Genomic DNA, 15,797 nt, shown 5'->3' with positions numbered 1-15,797 from the left:
CTTTGACCGCGAACAGACAGACACCGCAGCTCAGTTGCCCGTGGCCGGAGATGATCACGGCGAGGTCTCGAAAGGTGAGGCGGCCTCGCCGAGCGGGTTAGCATCGGGCAACACGCACGACAACAGGACGTCTACGGCGAGCGACCCGAAGGGGCCCGGAAACCCGATGCCGGTCAAGGTCAGCGTCATCATCCCCGTGTACAACCCGGGGATCTACATCGAGGACTGCATCTCCTCGCTGCAGCGGCAGTCGCTGCCTCCCGACGAGTTCGAGGTGATCTTCGTCGACGACGGCTCGACCGACGAGACCCCCGCCCGCCTCGACGAGCTCGCCGCCGAGGACCCCCGGATGAAGGTCATCCACCAGGAGAACTCCGGCTGGTCGGGCAAGCCCCGCAACGTCGGCATCGAGGCCTCCCGGGGCGAGTTCGTGATGTTCGTCGACAACGACGACTACCTGGGCGACGAGGCCCTGGAGCGGATGTACGACTACGGCGTGGCCAACGGCGCCGACGTCGTCGTGGGCAAGATGGCCGGGAAGGGCCGCGGGGTGCCGGTGGAGCTGTTCCGCCGCAACCATCCGCGCGCCACCGTCGAGAACGCCCCGCTCATCGACAGCCTCACCCCGCACAAGATGTTCCGCCGCGCCTTCCTGGACCGCATCGGCCTGCGCTTCCCCGAGGGCCGGCGGCGCCTGGAGGACCACGTCTTCATCGCCGAGGCGTATCTGCGCGCGGAGAACGTCTCCGTGCTCAGCGACTACGTCTGCTACTACCACCTCCGGCGGGACGACGGTTCCAACGCCGGTTTCGAACGCTTCGACCCCGTCGGCTACTTCAGGAACCTGCGCGAGGCCCTCGACGTCGTCGAGCGGTACACCGAGCCCGGTCCGGTGCGTGACCGGCTGTTCCGGCGCTGGCTGCGGGTGGAGATGGTGGAGCGGCTGCGGTCCCGGCGCCTGCTGAACCTGCCGGACGACTACCGCAGGGAGCTGTTCGCGGAGATCCACGAGGTCGTCGTCGAGCGCTTCGGGCCAGGTGTCGCGGCCGGTCTCCAGCCGACGCAGCAGGTCGTCGCCGCGCTGACGGCGGCCGACCGGTACGACGACGTGGTGGCCTTCGCGGAGTGGGAGGCCGGCGTCGCCCCCCGGGCGACCCCCGGCGACATCGCGTGGCACGAGGGTTCCCTCCGTATCGGCTTCACGGCCGAGTACCTGTCCGGCGGCGGGCCGATGCTGTTCCCGGCCGACGCCGAGGCGGCGCCCCTGACCGACGTGCCGAAGGACGTGACCGAGGCGGTGCGGTGGGTGGCCTCGGAGACCGCCGCGCGGTTCGGACAGGCCACGGCCGATCTGCTGCTGCGGGAGCGCTCCAGCGCCGCGCAGTACTTCCAGCCGGTGGAGTTCACGCGCGAGACCGTGCCGGTCGGGGACGGCGAGGAGGTCCGGCTGGTGCTGCGGGCGACCGCCACGGTCGACCCGTCCGCCCTGCCGCGTGACGGCGCCTGGGACGCCCTCGTCCGGGTGAAGACGGGCGGCTGGACCAAGGAGTGCCGGCTGGGCCCGGCGCCGCGCGAGGACCGGCCCGCACCGGACGTGGGCGTCGTCGGCGACCGCCCGGTCCTGCCGTACTGGACCGAACCGCACGGCAACCTCTCCCTTGAGCTCCGCCCGCGCGGCAAGCGGCTCGGGCTGGGCCGCGTGCAACTGGGGGACGTCACGGTCTCGGACGAGCGGTTCCGGGTCGTGCTCCCGGTGCACGTCACGGATGAGACCGAGGTTCGGCTGAGGTTCGTCTCCTCCCGCCGGATCCTGGAGGTGCCGGGCACGCTGTCCCCCGAGGCGGACCGGCCGGGCTCGGTGCTGGCGGCGGACCTGCCCGCCGAGGACCTGCCGGGTGACGTCTGGCGGGTGGCGGTGTGCCTGAACCCGCGCTCCGGCCAGGCGCGCTTCACCGGCCTGCCGTTCGCGCTGCGGGCCGGGGGCGGCAGCGTGCTGGTGACGCCGGCGCCGGGGCCCGGTGTCGTGCTCCGGCTGGCCCGGCGCGCGCGGCGCGTGCTCGGTGCCGCGCGCCGGAAGGTGAATTCCCGTATCAGGACCGGAGGGCGGTGACGGCATGCGACCCCTGGGTATAGAGGGCGCCTGGGTTCTGGAGCCCAAGATCTTCCCGGACGACCGGGGCAGCTTCCACGAGTGGTACCGGGGTGCGGAGTTCCGCGAGGCGACGGGGTACGACCTGTCGCTGGCCCAGGCCAACTGCTCGGTCTCGCGGCGGGGCGTGCTGCGGGGTGTGCACTTCGCCGACGTGCCGCCCGGTCAGGCCAAGTACGTCACGTGTGTACGCGGTGCCGTCCTGGACGTGGTGATCGACATCCGCGTGGGCTCCCCGACCTACGGAGCGTGGGAGGCCGCCCGACTCGACGACGACACGCGGCACGCGGTGTTCCTCGCGGAGGGCCTCGGCCACGCCTTCATGGCCCTCACGGACGACGCGACGGTGGTCTACCTGTGCTCGGAGGGCTACGCCCCGGGCCGCGAACACGGCATCCACCCCCTCGACCCGGCCCTGGGCATCGAGTGGCCGGAGGGCATCACCCCGCTGCTCTCCCCCAAGGACGAGCAGGCCCCCACCCTGGCGGAGGCGGAACGCCAGGGGCTGCTGCCGTCGTACGAGGCCTGCCTGGCCCACTACGAGGAATTGCGGGGCGGGCAGGGGACGTAGCCCTCGCCCGCCCCTGGACACACCGCAGGCCCGGACGCGAGCAGCGTCCGGGCCTGTGTCACGCCGGGCCGGGAAGGCCGTCGGCGCCGGCCGCCCCCGGGCGGTGGCCGGCGCCGTCGTTCAGCGGCTCACACCGACCTGTTGCAGGGCCTTGCGCAGAGGCTCCCAGCCGATGGAACGGGGCAGACCGCGGTTACGGGCCTGGGTGAGGGGGCGCCAGAAGCCCGCGCCCAGGAGGGTCTCGGGGCGGACCGCGCCGGCCCGCTCCAGGATCGCCTCGGGGACCTTCTGCGGGTCGGGGATCTTGTACTCGGCCATGATCTCGTCGTACTTGTCGTGCAGGACCCGGTTGTCCGGGTCGGCGCCGAAGACCACCAACTGGCCGGTGGGGGCGGTGTCCACCTGCACCGTGACCAGGTCCGGGCGGTAGCGCGCCAGCACCTCGGTGATCTTGTAAACGTCGCCGGTCCAGGCGTTGGTGTGGCGGTCCCGGGCCGCTTCGTCGATGCTGCGCGGCAGCATGTCGTCGAGGACGATCACACTGCCCCAGTCCGAGTACTTCTCGACGTTCATGAAGTCGCGCAGCGCGAACTCGAAGAGGTGCATGCCGTCGATGAACGACAGGTCCAGCGTCGTGCGGCGCCAGTAGCCGATCGGGCTGCGGCCGCGGCGCAGGTTGCGCAGCGGGTGACGGCCGCCCTTGAGGTGCTGGAGCGGATTGTCGCGCGCGAAGAAGTCGTCACTGGTGGCCTTCACCAGGTGGACGTCGCACCTCAGCTCCGAGACCACCTTGAAGGCCGGGTCGATCGCGATGCTGGGAACGCGGGACAGCGTCAGGCTGCGCCCGTCGTTGACACCGATCTCCAGGTAGTTGCGATTGGCGCTGACCTTGTGCAGTTCCCGGAGGAACTCATGGCGTTTCACGAGGAAGACCTTCCTTGCGGATGCGGGGCAGTGCTTCATGCAGGGCGGAGCGCCAGTCGCGCGGCAGGGGCAGGCCGATCTCCTGCCACCGTCCGTGGGCGAGGGCACTGTACGCCGGGCGGGGCGCCGGCCGGGGGAAGGCCGCGCTGCTGGTGGGGCGCACCCGGTCCGGGTCGGCGCCGATCAGGGAGAACACCTCGCGGGCGAGTTCGTACCAGGTGGCCTCGCCGGCGCCGGTGGCGTGGTAGACGCCGTGCGCGTCGGAGCCGATCCGGGGGCCGAGGTCGGCGATCCGCTCGGCGACGTCCACGCTCCAGGTGGGCTGCCCGCGCTGGTCGTCGACGACGTCGAGGGTGTCGCGGCGGGCTTCCAGTCCGATCATGGTCCGGACGAAGTTGGAGCCGTGAACGCCGTAGAGCCACGCCGTGCGCAGCACCGCGCTCGTCCCGGGGAGTTCCTCCAGCACGGCCCGCTCCCCGGCCAGCTTGGTGCGGCCGTAGGCGGTGCGCGGGCCCGTCGGGTGGTCCTCCGGGTAGGGGGTGGTACGGGCCTCGCCGGAGAAGACGTAGTCGGTGGAGAGGTGGAGCATGCGGACGTCGTGCGCGGCGCAGGCCCGGGCCAGCAGGCGTGGCCCTGCGCCGTTGATCTCCAGGGCGCGGGCCTCGTCGGTCTCGGCGTCGTCGACGGCCGTGTAGGCGGCGCAGTTCACGACGAGGTCGGGGCGGTGCTGCCGTACGGCGGCGTCGACGGCCGCGGGGTCCGTGATGTCCAGGGCGGTGCGGTCGAGGCCGACGACGCTCTCGCCGCGGCTCGTCAGTTCCTCGACGACGTCACGGCCGAGCATCCCGCCGGCACCGGTGATCAGCCACCTCATGTCCGCTCCTGGGCGACGCGCTGCTTCAGGGGCTCCCACCAGGCGCGGTTGTCGCGGTACCAGGCGACGGTCTCGGCGAGGCCGGTGGTGAAGTCGTGGCGGGGGCGGTAGCCGAGTTCGTCGCGGGCCTTGGTGCAGTCGACGGAGTAGCGCAGGTCGTGTCCCTTGCGGTCCTCGACGTATTCCACCCGGTCCCAGTCGGCTCCGCATGCGTCCAGCAGGAGGCCGGTGAGTTCCTTGTTGGTGAGTTCGGTGCCGCCGCCGATGTTGTAGACCTCGCCGGGCCGGCCCTTGGTGCGGGCGAGGTCGACGCCCTGGCAGTGGTCGTCCACGTGCAGCCAGTCGCGGATGTTGCGGCCCTCGCCGTACAGCGGCACCGTGTGGCCGTCGAGGAGGTTGGTGACGAACAGCGGGATGACCTTCTCGGGGAACTGGTGCGGGCCGTAGTTGTTGGAGCAGCGCGTGACGCGCACGTCCAGGCCGTGGGTGCGGTGGTAGGCGAGCGCGAGCAGGTCGGAGGAGGCTTTGGAGGCGGAGTACGGCGAGTTGGGCTGGAGGGGGTGGTCCTCCGGCCAGGAGCCGGACCCGATGGAGCCGTAGACCTCGTCGGTGGAGACGTGCACGAAGGGGCCCACGTCGTAGCGCAGGGCGGCGTCCAGCAGGGTCTGGGTGCCGAGGACGTTGGTGCGGACGAAGTCGGCGGCGCCGCTGATCGACCGGTCCACGTGGGACTCGGCGGCGAAGTGCACGACCTGGTCCGCGTCGGCCATCAGCTTGTCGACCAGCTCGGCGTCGCAGATGTCGCCCTGCACGAACTCCAGTCGTGGGTGGGTCAGTTCGAGGTTGTCGAGGGTGCCGGCGTAGGTGAGCTTGTCCAGCACGGTGATGCGCGGCGCGTCGGGCGCGTCCGGGGCGAGGAGCGCGCGGACGTAGCGGGAGCCGATGAACCCGGCGGCGCCGGTGACGAGGAGGTTCATGAAGTGATCTGCACCTTGCTGTGATCTCCGAGGACGAGACGGTGGGCGCTGGGGACGCTGGGGGCGGGGGTCACCTCGACGTGCCGGCCGATCAGCGAGGCCTCGATGCGGCCTACGCCCTGGATCGAGGAGTCCCGCAGCACGATGGAGAACTCCAGCTCGCTGTCGGTGATCCGGCAGTTCTCGGCGACGGAGGTGAAGGGGCCGACGTAGGAGTTGCTGACGACGGTGCCCGAGCCGATGACGACGGGTCCCACGACACGGGAGTTGACGATCCGCGCGCCCTCTTCGAGCACGACGCGCCCGATGGTCTCCGAGGCGTCGTCCACCATGCCGTCGATGCGGCGCTCCATCACTTCGAGGACCGTGCGGTTCACCTCGAGCATGTCGCCGACGTTGCCGGTGTCCTTCCAGTAGCCCTTGATGACCGTGGAGCGCACGTCGGCGCGGGTGTCGATCAGGTGCTGAATGGCTTGGGTGATCTCCAGTTCGCCGCGCCAGGAGGGTTCGATGGCGCGGACCGCCTCGTGGATGAGGGGCGTGAACATGTAGACGCCGACCAGCGCGAGGTCGCTCTTGGGCTGGTCGGGCTTCTCCTCCAGGCCGATCACCTGGCCGGACGGGTCGAGTTCGGCGACGCCGAAGGCGCGCGGGTCGGCCACGCGCGTGAGCAGGATCTGGGCGTCGGGCCGGTTGCCGCGGAACTCGTCGACGAGGCCGGTGATGCCGCCGACGATGAAGTTGTCACCGAGGTACATCACGAAGTCGTCGTCGCCGAGGTAGTCCCGGGCGATCAGTACCGCGTGGGCCAGCCCGAGGGGCCGCTCCTGGGGGATGTAGGTGACCTTGAGGCCGAACTTCGACCCGTCCCCCACCGCTTCCTCGATCTCCTCGGCCGTATCCCCGACGATCATGCCCACGTCGGTGATGCCGGCCTCGGCGATCGACTCCAACCCGTAGAACAGCACGGGCTTGTTGGCCACGGGCACCAGTTGTTTGGCCGACGTGTGTGTGATCGGCCTCAGTCTTGTTCCTGCGCCGCCGGACAGCACGAGAGCCTTCATTCGGTTCACCTTAGTCGTGATCCGGCGGATGTGAACATCACTTCTTCAGTTGTCCGACGCGCGGAGTTACCCGGGTCGTCGCCGCGCGGTCCCGCGCAGGGGGATCAGTCCTCACCTCGGACGATGTTCCACTCCGCTCCGGAGCGCACCGCTTGTGGGGTGCCCCGGTCCTCGACGGCGGGGAGGCAGGTCCGCAGCGCGGCCTTTCCGCGCAGGCGGCGCGCCTTCGACCAGCCGGTCTCGTGCTGACGGACGACGGGCTTCTCACTGGTGTCCATGGACTCCACGACTCATCATCTTCCTTCTGCTTCCACTGATGTTCGAGTCCCCAGCGAAAAACCGAACAAACCCGGACCTGGACGCCCGTGCCGCCGCGTCGAACTCCCCCGCCGCCACCCGGTGTTCCGGGACGCACGACGGCCCCGCGCACGGTGCGGTGCGCGGGGCCGTCCACCGGGTCGCTGCCGGTCAGGCGTTGGGGCGCGCGGCGCTGATGTCACCGAGTGCCGACTCCGGGTCGCGCTCCATGGCCAGGTCGCCCAGGGAGACGACGCCGACGGGGTGCCCGTGGTCGACGACCGGGATGCGGCGTACGGAGTGCTCGCGCATCAGCCGCACCGCCTGGACCAGGTCGTCGTCGGGGCTGACGGTGACCACCTCGTCGCTGCACGCGCCGGCCACGGTGATCCGTTCCGGGTCGCCGCCCTTGCTGACCGACCGGACCACGAGGTCCCGGTCGGTGACCAGTCCTCGCAACTGGTCGCCGTCCGTCACCAGGACGACTCCGAGGTCCTCGTCGCGCATGATGCGCGCCACCTCGGCGACGGAGGTCTGCGGCTCGACGGTGACCGGGTCGCCGGTCATGATGTCGCGGACATGCTGAGCCATGACATTCCTCTTCCTTCGGCTCGTGGCGGTTGCTCCGTCCTGCGCCGCGCCGGGTACCCGCTCGCAGCGCGGTGTCACCAGGCAGGGCCGGCCTCCAGCAGACGGTCGCGGACGACGGCGACGTGCGGGTTGTCCGAGGTGCCCGGCCGCTGGACGAGGAAGCCGGTGTTGATCGGCGCGTCCTCGGGGGTGTCGAGGAGGACCAGGGCGCCGGACGCCAGGTCGCCGGCGCACAGGTAGCGCGGCAGCACGCTGAAGCCGGCACCGGCCGTGACCAGCGCCAGAACGGCCCTCAGGTCGGGCACCGAGACGGCGGCACGGCAGTTCAGGCGCCGGCCGAAGACATGCCGCCAGTAGCGGCGGACGATGGGCAGGTCCTCGGCATAGGTGATCAGCGGGACGTCGTGCAACGCGGCGGGCACGTCGGGGGCGGGGCACCGCGCGACCCGGTCGGCCCAGGCGGGGGCGGCGACCAGGACGAACTCCTCGTCGGCCAGTGGCACCGCGGACAGGGTGCGGCCGCGGGGCCGGCCGGTGGCGATCACGAGGTCGTGGCGGCCGGCCCGCAGCTCGTCGAGCAGGGGCTCGGTCAGTCCGGTCGTGACGCGCAGGCGTACGCCTTCGGTGACGAGCGGGGCGAGGGCGGGCAGCGCCCGGGTGGACAGCAGCTCGGCGGGCCCGGCCAGATGGACCGGCTCGGCGCGCGACTCCCGGGGGCCGTGACCGGTGGCCTCCGCGAGCGCGTCCAGGGGGCCCGCGACACGGGCCGCCAGTTCATCGGCGACCGCCGTCGGGGCGACGCCGCGCGGCAGCCGTTCGAACAGCTCCCGGCGCGTCTGCCGCTCCAGCGAGCGGATCTGCGTGGTCACGGTCGGCTGGGACAGTCCCAGCAGCTGCGCGGCGGCCGTGAAGGAGCCGGACCGGTAGACGGCCAGGAAGGTGCGCAGCAGGTTCAGGTCGGGCTGCGCGGGCGCGCCGGTGGCGCCGAGGGGGTCGAGGGGCCTCACACGAACCGACCCTACTGCGCTCCGCCATTGGAAAACCTATGTCCGGCATTGGCTCTGCCATTGGAAAACCGGCGGTACGGGCGCCTACGGTCGTTCTCGTACGAGTCATCGCCGCGGTGCCCCACCGCGGCCCGTCCCCACGGAGATGCCCCCACCATGTCGAAGATCCTCTTCGTCGTCACCGGCGCCGACACCTGGACCCTGGCCGACGGCACCGAGCACCCCACCGGCTTCTGGGCCGAGGAGGCCGTCGCCCCGTACGAGGCGTTCCGGGCCGCCGGGCACGAGGTCGTCGTGGCCACGCCCGGCGGTGTCGAGCCCACCGTCGACCGGGCCTCCCTCGCCCCCGAGGTGAACGGCGGCCAGGAGAACGCCGACCGGGTCGCGAAGGCGCTGGAGTCGTTCGCCGAGCTGCGGCACCCCGTCCGGCTGGAGGACGTCCGGCTGGACGAGTACGCGGCCGTCTTCTACCCCGGCGGTCACGGTCCGATGGAGGACCTCGCCGTGAACGCCGATTCGGGCCGGCTGCTCGCCCGGGCCCTGGAGTCGGGCAGGCCGCTCGGGGTCGTGTGCCACGGGCCGGCCGCGCTGCTGGCCGCCGTGGGGGCCGACGGGGAGAACGTCTTCGCCGGGTACGAGGTCGCGGCGTTCACCAACGCGGAGGAGGTCCAGGGTGGTCTCGCCGACCGCGCGAAGTGGCTGCTCCAGGACCGTCTCACGGAGGCCGGGGTGACCGTACGGGCCGGCGAGCCGTGGGCCCCGCACGTGGTCACGGACCGCAACCTGGTCACGGGGCAGAACCCGGCGTCGTCGGCCCCGCTGGCCGAGGAACTGCTGAAGCGGCTGGGCTGAGGGGTCGCGTCCGCCCGGGCCGCCGGGCCCGGGCCGGGTGCTCAGCGGCCCAGCACCAGCTCCGCCCACACCTGCTTGCCGCCGCTGACCGGCAGGGTGCCCCAGGTCGCGGAGAGGGCCTCGACCAGGAGGATGCCCCGGCCGCCGGTGGCCTCCCAGCCGATGCTGGTCGGTCGGACCGGGGAGCGGGGCGAGGCGTCGGCGATGGCGACGCGCAGCCGGTTGTTCACGAGGGTCAGGTCCATGCGGACCTTGCCGTCGGTGTGGACGAGGGCGTTGGTGACCAGTTCGGAGACGACGAGGAGGACGGCGTCGTACTCGGCGGTGACGCCCCAGGAGCGCAGGGTGCGCCGGGCGAAGCGGCGGGCGTGCCCCACGGCCTGCGGCACCCGCCAGACCGTCCAGCTCTCCCGGAGCGGGCGCAGGTCCATGCCGTCGTAGCGCATCAGGAGCAGGGCGACGTCGTCGCTGCGCGGGGCGTTGCCGAGCAGGGCGTCGGCGACGAGCCCGAGGTCGGTGGGGGCGGCGCCGGCGAGCTGCTCGGCGAGGTGGTCCATGCCTTCGTCGATGTCGGAGCCGGGGGTCTCGACGAGCCCGTCCGTGGCGAGGGCGATGAGGATGCCGGGCGACAGCCGGAGCGGGCTCATGGGGAAGTCGGCCCGGTCGACCACCCCGAGCGGCGGTCCGCCCTCGGCCTCCGCGATCTCGGTCCGGCCGTCCGGGTGGCGCAGCACCGGCGGCAGGTGCCCGGCGCGCACGCACCAGGCGGCGCCCTCCTCCAGATCGACGTCGACATAGCAGCAGGTCGCGAACAGGTCGCTCTCCATGTCCATGAGGAGCCGGTTGGCGTGCGCGACCACCACGTCCGGCGGGTGCCCTTCGACGGCGTAGGCGCGCAGGGCGGTGCGCATCTGGCCCATGAGGGTGGCGGCGCCGGCGCTGTGGCCCTGGACGTCGCCGATGACGAGGGCGACGTGGTTGTCGGGCAGCGGGATGACGTCGTACCAGTCGCCGCCGAGTTCGAGTCCGGCCGTGCTCGGCAGGTAGCGGGCGACGGCCACCGCTCCGGGCAGGCGGGGCAGGCTGCGCGGCAGCAGCTGGCGCTGGAGCATGCCGACGAGTTCGTGCTCGGCGTCGAAGGCCCGGGCCCGGACCAGGGCCTGTCCGGCGAGACCGGCGCAGGCGGTGAGCAGCGCGCGTTCGTCGGTGCCGAAGTCGTGCGGGGTGTCCCAGCCGATCAGGCAGGCGCCGGCCATGCGGTTGCCGGCGGGCAGCGGCAGGACGGCGAGGCCGCCGGGCCCGACCTCGGCCAGGGCGCGTTCCAGGGGGCTGCCGGCGGGCCAGATGCGGGCCCGGCCCTCGCGCAGCGCAGCGGCGAGGGTGGGCATGGCGCGCACGGGGGCGTCCGGCCACTCGGTGCGCCACTCCGACCGCCACAGCTCGGGCCAGGCCTCGGGTTCGGGCGGATCCAGGACGGTGACGACGAGCCGCTCGCTCTCCAGCTCGGCGAGCGCGATCCGGTCGGCCCTCAGCGGCCGGCGCAGCGCCGCGACCACGGCCTTGCCGACGTCGCGGACGGTGACGGCGGTGGCCAGCGCGGCGGCCAGGCGCTGGACGCGGGCCACGTCGGTGACGTCGGAGCGCAGCGTGGAGACGTCGACGACCGTGCCCACGAGCCGCGCCGGGCGGCCCTCGCCGACGGGCAGGAGGCGCCCGCGCAGCCGGAGCCACTTCGGCGGGCCGGTGGGCTGGAGCACCCGGAACTCCAGCTCGCGGTCGCCGATCGACATGTGGTCCGCCTCCACGACGGACATCAGGGACGGCAGGTCCTCCGGGACGGTCAGGCTGAGCAGCGTCTCGACCCGGCCGTCGAAGTCCACGGGGTCCAGGCCGAACAGGTCCAGCAGGTCGTCGCCGACCCGGACCCGGCCGGTGTCCATGGCGAGGCTGAAGGCGCTCGGCGGCAGGTCGCCGGCCTCGGCGGGCGCGGCCGGGGCGGTGAAGGCGACCGCTTCGGAAACGAGTTCCAGGCACCTGAGGTCGTCGGCGGTGAAGCCGCCCGGGTGTTCACTCACGGCCAGCAGACAGCCGCCGTCCCCCTGCACGGGCAGGGCCGTCAGGAAGAAGTCCCCGGAGGGAACGCGCCGCGCCTGGGCGTCCGCTGCCAGTTCCGCCGGGCCCAGTGACACCGGCCGTCCGTCGCGGAGGGCCTCGGCGACCGGGGACCGCCCGGCCCGCTGGTAGCTGTCGCGCAGGCCGTACAGCGTCCTCGGGACCCCGGCCGACTCCATCAGGCACAGCAGCTCGCCGTCCTGGGCGGGCGCGTAGACGGCGGCGAACGCCGCACCGGCGAAGACGAGTGCCTGTTCGAGGACGCGGCGCAGGCGTTCGGGTGACTCCTGATCGGCCGCGATCGCCTTGAGGGCACCTTCGGCACGCGTCGTTCGCGTTCCGCGCTCTTGGGCGCCCTGACTGACCACGTTGGCCATTACAGCGCTAATGAGACACCTGCGCAGCCCCTGTGGGCGTTCCGTGGAGGACCTTCGGAGAGCGTGCTCGAAAGAATCCGAACATGTCTTGACGCATGCGTTCCGCACGGTGTTCTCGTGACAGGCGTGACTGTGCGTGCACGGCGCGTGGCTGGAAGGCTCGGTGCTCGTCACGGAGGGGGACGCATGGACAAGCGGTACGAGGTGTACGCGCTGGCCGACCGGCATTTCTACGAGACGCCGGACCGGCTGGCGCAGGGCGGGCAGGGCACAGCCGCCCACCTCTACGAGACGGCCCGCCGGCCGCTTCCCGAGGGCTGGGAGTCGGCCCGGATCGGCGACTGGCAGACGATGACACCGCTCGGCCCGGACGGCGAACCGCTTCAGGGCCCGGCCCAGGGGTGGAAGATCCACGCCTCGGCGACCCGGGCGAACGCGGAGAAGATCGCCGCGATCGTGTGGGACTACTGCGTCGAGCGGCGCGTCCCCTTCAAGTTCGTGCCGGGCCCGCACCTACTCCACCTGCGCAACACCAAGTACGCGCCGCGCGACGGCAGCGGCAAGTTCGTCACGGTCTACCCGGCCGACGAGGAGCAGCTGCACCGGGTGCTGCGTGAGCTGGGCGCGCTGCTGGAGGGGTTCGAGGGGCCGTACGTCCTCACCGACCTGCGCTGGGGCGAAGGCCCGCTGTACGTCCGCTACGGCGCCTTCGCACGGGCGTTCGTCGTGGACGAGCGGGGCTCGCTGGTGCCGGCGGTGCGGGACGGCGAGGGGCGGCTGGTGCCGGACCGGCGGTCGCCGTCCTTCCAGGTGCCCGAGTGGGTGACGCTGCCGGCGTTCCTCCAGCCTCACCTCGACGCGCGGAACAACACGACGATGGGTGAGCTGCCGTACCGCATCGAGAAAGCACTGCACTTCTCCAACGGCGGCGGGGTGTACGCGGGCACCGACACCCGGGACGGGCGCAGGGTCGTCCTCAAGGAGGGCCGGCCGCACGCGGGGCTCGCCTCGGACGGGGCCGACGCGATCGCCCGGCTGGAGCGGGAGAAGCGGGCGCTGGAGCAGGTGGCGGGAACCGGCGTGGTCCCGGAGGTACGCGACTGGTTCGAGCTCGGCGGGCACCGCTTCCTCGTGATGGACTTCCTGGAGGGGCGCCCTCTCAACTCCTTCTTCGCCGAGCGGCATCCGCTGCTCACCCAGGACCCCGACGCAAAGGCCGTCGCCTCCTACACCGCCTGGGCGCTGCGCATCCACCACAGGGTGGAGGAGGCCGTGGCGGCGGTGCACGCCCGGGGCATCGTCTTCAACGACCTGCACGTCTTCAACATCATGGTCGCCCCGGACGAGGAGACGGTGTTCCTCCTCGACTTCGAGGCCGCGGCACCCGTCGGGGAGAACGGCCGCCAGGTCGTCGCCCATCCCGGGTTCTTCGCGCCGCCGGACCGCCGGGGCGCCGACATCGACCGCTATGCGCTGGCCTGTCTGCGGCTGGCCCTGTTCCTGCCGGTGACCACGCTGTTCGTGGTCGACCGCGGCAAGGCGGCGCACCTGGCGGAGGTGATCGCCCAGCAGTTCCCGGACGTGCCGCGGGAGTTCCTCGCCGAGGCGGTCACGGAGATCACGCGGGAGGTGTCCGGCCGTACGGTGGCCGCTCCCTCCGCGCCGGTGGACCCGGGCGACTGGCCCTACAGCCGCGACTCGATGGTCAAGGCCATCCTGGCCTCGGCCACCCCGGAGCGCGACGACCGGCTCTTCCCCGGCGACGTCGCCCAGTTCTCGGACGGCGGCGGGCTCGGGCTCGCCCACGGCGCCGCGGGGGTACTGTTCGCACTGGACGCGGCCGGCGCCGAGCGGTACGAGGAGGGCGAGCGCTGGCTGCTGGACCGGACGGCACCGGCCCCGGTCGGCACCCCGCTCGGCCTGTACGACGGGCTCGCGGGCGTCGCCCTGGTCCTCGACCGGCTCGGACACCGGCAGCGGGCGCTGGACCTGGTCGAGGCCATCCTCGCCGAGCGGTGGCAGAAGCTCTCCTCCGACCTGCACGGCGGACTGGCCGGACTGGGCCTCGTCCTCGGGCACCTGGCCCGTACGACCGGCGAGGCGGCTCTGGGCGAGCGGGCCCATGAGGCCGCGCGGATCCTCGTCCAGCGCCTCACCGAGCCGGTCCCGGCCTCGTCGCGGCCGCGCGCCGGACTGCTGCGCGGCGCGAGCGGTGCCGCCCTGCTCATGCTGCGGCAGTACGAGTGGACCGGCGAGGAGGCCTGGCTGGAGGCGGCCGCCGTGGCCCTGCGCCGGGACCTGGCGTCCTGTGCGACCCGGGGGAACGGGTCGCTGGAGGTCGACGAGGGCTGGCGGACCCTGCCCTACCTCGGCGACGGCAGCGCGGGCCTCGGCATGGTCCTCGACGATCTCGTCGCCCACTCCCCCGGTCTCGCCGGGGAGTTCGCGACGACCCGCTCCGGTGTGCTCACCGCGGCCACCTCCCGCTTCTACGCGCAGCCCGGGCTCTTCCAGGGCCGCGCGGGAATGATCCTGCACCTCAGCCGCACGACCACGCCGGGCGCGACCGAGGACCGGCTGGCCGCGCAGATCGCCGGGCTCGGCTGGTTCGCGATGGCCTACCAGGGCCAACTGGCCTTCCCCGGCCACCAGATGATGCGGCTCTCCATGGACCTCGCCACCGGAACGGCAGGGTGCCTGCTGGCGCTCGGCGCGGCCCTCGACCCCGCGACCGACGCCCACCTGCCGTTCCTCCCGCCGCCCGGAAGGCGGCCCCACTGACGCGGCCCCGCGATCCCGCGGAGTCGTGACACCACCCCGTCCCCACGGATGACCACGGACGGACACCCAATGGAAGGACACACCATGGCACTTCTCGACCTGCAGACCATCGAGACCGAAGAGCGCACGGACGGCGGCGGCAACAGCACGGTGAGCCTGCTCTCCTGCATCAGCGCCGCGAGCGTTCTGCTCTGTCTCTGACCGACGGTCTGCTCGCTCCGGGCGGCTCCCTCCCTTCGGGGAGGGGCCGCCCGGGGTCCTTCCCGTCCCAGGAAAGGCCCGTATGACCTCGCGCGGCGACGACGACCCGGCGGCCGGACACGCTCGCACGCTGCTGCGCACGGCCACCCGGTACAGCGGGTCCCGCTGTGTGGCACTGTGCCTGGTGAGCATCGCCGCGACGGGTGCCGGACTGCTGCTCCCGGCCGCACTGGGCCGGGCCCTCGATCTGCTGCTGGCGCACGCTCCGGCGACCCGCTGGGTGCTCTGCTGCGCCGGTCTCGTCCTGCTGCTCGGTCTGCTCGACGCCGTCCAGACCGTCCTCACCGGCACCGTCGACGCCCGCACCACCGCGTGGCTGCGCCGCCGGCTGACCGGGCACGTGCTCGGCGTCGGCCCGCGCGCCGCGGACCGCTTCGGCTCCGGTGACCTCGTCGCGCGGCTGGTCGGCAACGCCGCCGAGGCGGGGACCACCCCGGCGGCCCGTGCGGCGCTGGTCGCCGCGCTCGCCGGCCCTGTGGGCGGAGTGGTCGCACTGGGCCTGATCGACGGGTGGCTCGCGGCCGTGTTCCTCGCCGGAGCCCCCGTGCTCGCCCTTCTCCTGCGCGCCGTCTCCCGTGACACCTCCGAGAGCGCGGCGCGCTACCAGCGGGCCCAGGGCCGGATCGCGGCCGCGCTGGCGGAGGCCGTCGAGGGCGTCCGCACCGTGCGCGCGGCCGGCACGGAGGACCGGGAGACGGCCCGGGTGCTGCGGCCGCTGCCCGATCTGTCCCGGGCCGGGCACCGGATGTGGCGGGTGCAGGGGCGGGCCGCGGCACGGGCGGTCGCCGTGGCGCCGCTGCTGCAACTCGCGGTCGTCGCCGTGGCCGGTGTGCTGCTCACCCGGGGCCGGCTCTCGGTGGGCGAGGTGCTGGCGGCCTCCCGGTACGCGGTGCTCGCCACGGGCGTCGGCGTCCTGGTCGGCCGGCTCGCGGGCGGGGCCCGGGCCCGGGCCGCGGCCCG

14 protein-coding genes are annotated in these 15,797 nt (G+C 72.9%); 6 read left to right on the top strand and 8 right to left on the bottom strand.

Annotated features, from left to right (window positions below; all coding sequences use genetic code 11):
• Window positions 1–166 precede the first annotated feature (166 nt).
• Window positions 167–2,110 (top strand): glycosyltransferase family A protein, encoded by a 1,944-nt coding sequence (locus AB0E85_RS34655; protein ID WP_361935896.1) that lies wholly within the window; start codon window positions 167–169, stop codon window positions 2,108–2,110.
• 4 nt (window positions 2,111–2,114) lie between these two features.
• On the top strand, window positions 2,115–2,720 hold the full coding sequence (gene rfbC, locus AB0E85_RS34650) for a dTDP-4-dehydrorhamnose 3,5-epimerase (protein ID WP_361935893.1): 606 nt from the start codon (window positions 2,115–2,117) through the stop codon (window positions 2,718–2,720).
• 120 nt (window positions 2,721–2,840) lie between these two features.
• Here the strand turns inward: rfbC and AB0E85_RS34645 are convergent, their stop codons facing one another.
• The 7 genes from AB0E85_RS34645 to AB0E85_RS34615 form a co-directional block, all read right to left on the bottom strand.
• Window positions 2,841–3,644 (bottom strand): methyltransferase type 11, encoded by an 804-nt coding sequence (locus AB0E85_RS34645; protein WP_107459841.1) that lies wholly within the window; start codon window positions 3,642–3,644, stop codon window positions 2,841–2,843.
• Entirely contained in the window at window positions 3,631–4,518 is an 888-nt protein-coding gene (gene rfbD, locus AB0E85_RS34640; RefSeq protein WP_361935891.1) for a dTDP-4-dehydrorhamnose reductase, read from the bottom strand. Before rfbD ends, AB0E85_RS34645 begins: the two co-directional genes overlap by 14 nt.
• Entirely contained in the window at window positions 4,515–5,495 is a 981-nt protein-coding gene (rfbB, locus tag AB0E85_RS34635; RefSeq protein WP_361935888.1) for a dTDP-glucose 4,6-dehydratase, read from the bottom strand. The genes rfbD and rfbB overlap by 4 nt, the downstream gene beginning before the upstream one ends.
• Window positions 5,492–6,559: a glucose-1-phosphate thymidylyltransferase gene (locus tag AB0E85_RS34630; RefSeq protein ID WP_361935885.1), complete on the bottom strand. Its 1,068-nt coding sequence runs from the start codon at window positions 6,557–6,559 to the stop codon at window positions 5,492–5,494. Before AB0E85_RS34630 ends, rfbB begins: the two co-directional genes overlap by 4 nt.
• 104 nt (window positions 6,560–6,663) lie before the next feature.
• Window positions 6,664–6,846 (bottom strand): hypothetical protein, encoded by a 183-nt coding sequence (locus AB0E85_RS34625; protein ID WP_033308539.1) that lies wholly within the window; start codon window positions 6,844–6,846, stop codon window positions 6,664–6,666.
• Window positions 6,847–7,027: 181 nt separating this feature from the next.
• Entirely contained in the window at window positions 7,028–7,447 is a 420-nt protein-coding gene (locus AB0E85_RS34620) for a CBS domain-containing protein (protein WP_361935882.1), read from the bottom strand.
• A 74-nt stretch (window positions 7,448–7,521) separates the two neighbouring features.
• Window positions 7,522–8,454: a LysR family transcriptional regulator gene (locus AB0E85_RS34615; RefSeq protein WP_361935879.1), complete on the bottom strand. Its 933-nt coding sequence runs from the start codon at window positions 8,452–8,454 to the stop codon at window positions 7,522–7,524.
• 156 nt (window positions 8,455–8,610) lie between these two features.
• On the opposite strand from AB0E85_RS34615, the gene AB0E85_RS34610 reads away from it, so the two are divergent.
• Window positions 8,611–9,306, top strand: coding sequence for a type 1 glutamine amidotransferase domain-containing protein (locus AB0E85_RS34610; RefSeq protein WP_361935876.1), 696 nt, complete (start codon window positions 8,611–8,613; stop codon window positions 9,304–9,306).
• A gap of 41 nt (window positions 9,307–9,347) precedes the next feature.
• On the opposite strand, the gene AB0E85_RS34605 is transcribed toward AB0E85_RS34610, so the two are convergent.
• Window positions 9,348–11,795: a SpoIIE family protein phosphatase gene (locus AB0E85_RS34605; protein ID WP_361935874.1), complete on the bottom strand. Its 2,448-nt coding sequence runs from the start codon at window positions 11,793–11,795 to the stop codon at window positions 9,348–9,350.
• 186 nt (window positions 11,796–11,981) lie between these two features.
• Between AB0E85_RS34605 and lanKC the strand changes: the two genes are divergently transcribed.
• The 3 genes from lanKC to AB0E85_RS34590 all read left to right on the top strand — a co-directional run.
• Window positions 11,982–14,576 carry a class III lanthionine synthetase LanKC gene (gene lanKC, locus AB0E85_RS34600; protein WP_361935871.1) on the top strand — a complete coding sequence of 865 codons (2,595 nt, stop codon included), beginning with the start codon at window positions 11,982–11,984 and terminating at the stop codon, window positions 14,574–14,576.
• 84 nt (window positions 14,577–14,660) lie between these two features.
• Window positions 14,661–14,777 carry a SapB/AmfS family lanthipeptide gene (locus AB0E85_RS34595; protein WP_031113019.1) on the top strand — a complete coding sequence of 39 codons (117 nt, stop codon included), beginning with the start codon at window positions 14,661–14,663 and terminating at the stop codon, window positions 14,775–14,777.
• An 82-nt stretch (window positions 14,778–14,859) separates the two neighbouring features.
• Window positions 14,860–15,797 (top strand): ABC transporter ATP-binding protein (locus AB0E85_RS34590; protein WP_361935867.1); only part of this gene is annotated, 938 nt, incomplete at its 3' end.

Source organism: Streptomyces sp. NPDC029044, assembly GCF_040637495.1.
Lineage (GTDB): Bacteria > Actinomycetota > Actinomycetes > Streptomycetales > Streptomycetaceae > Streptomyces.
This window is presented reverse-complemented; position numbering and strand designations above follow the sequence as displayed.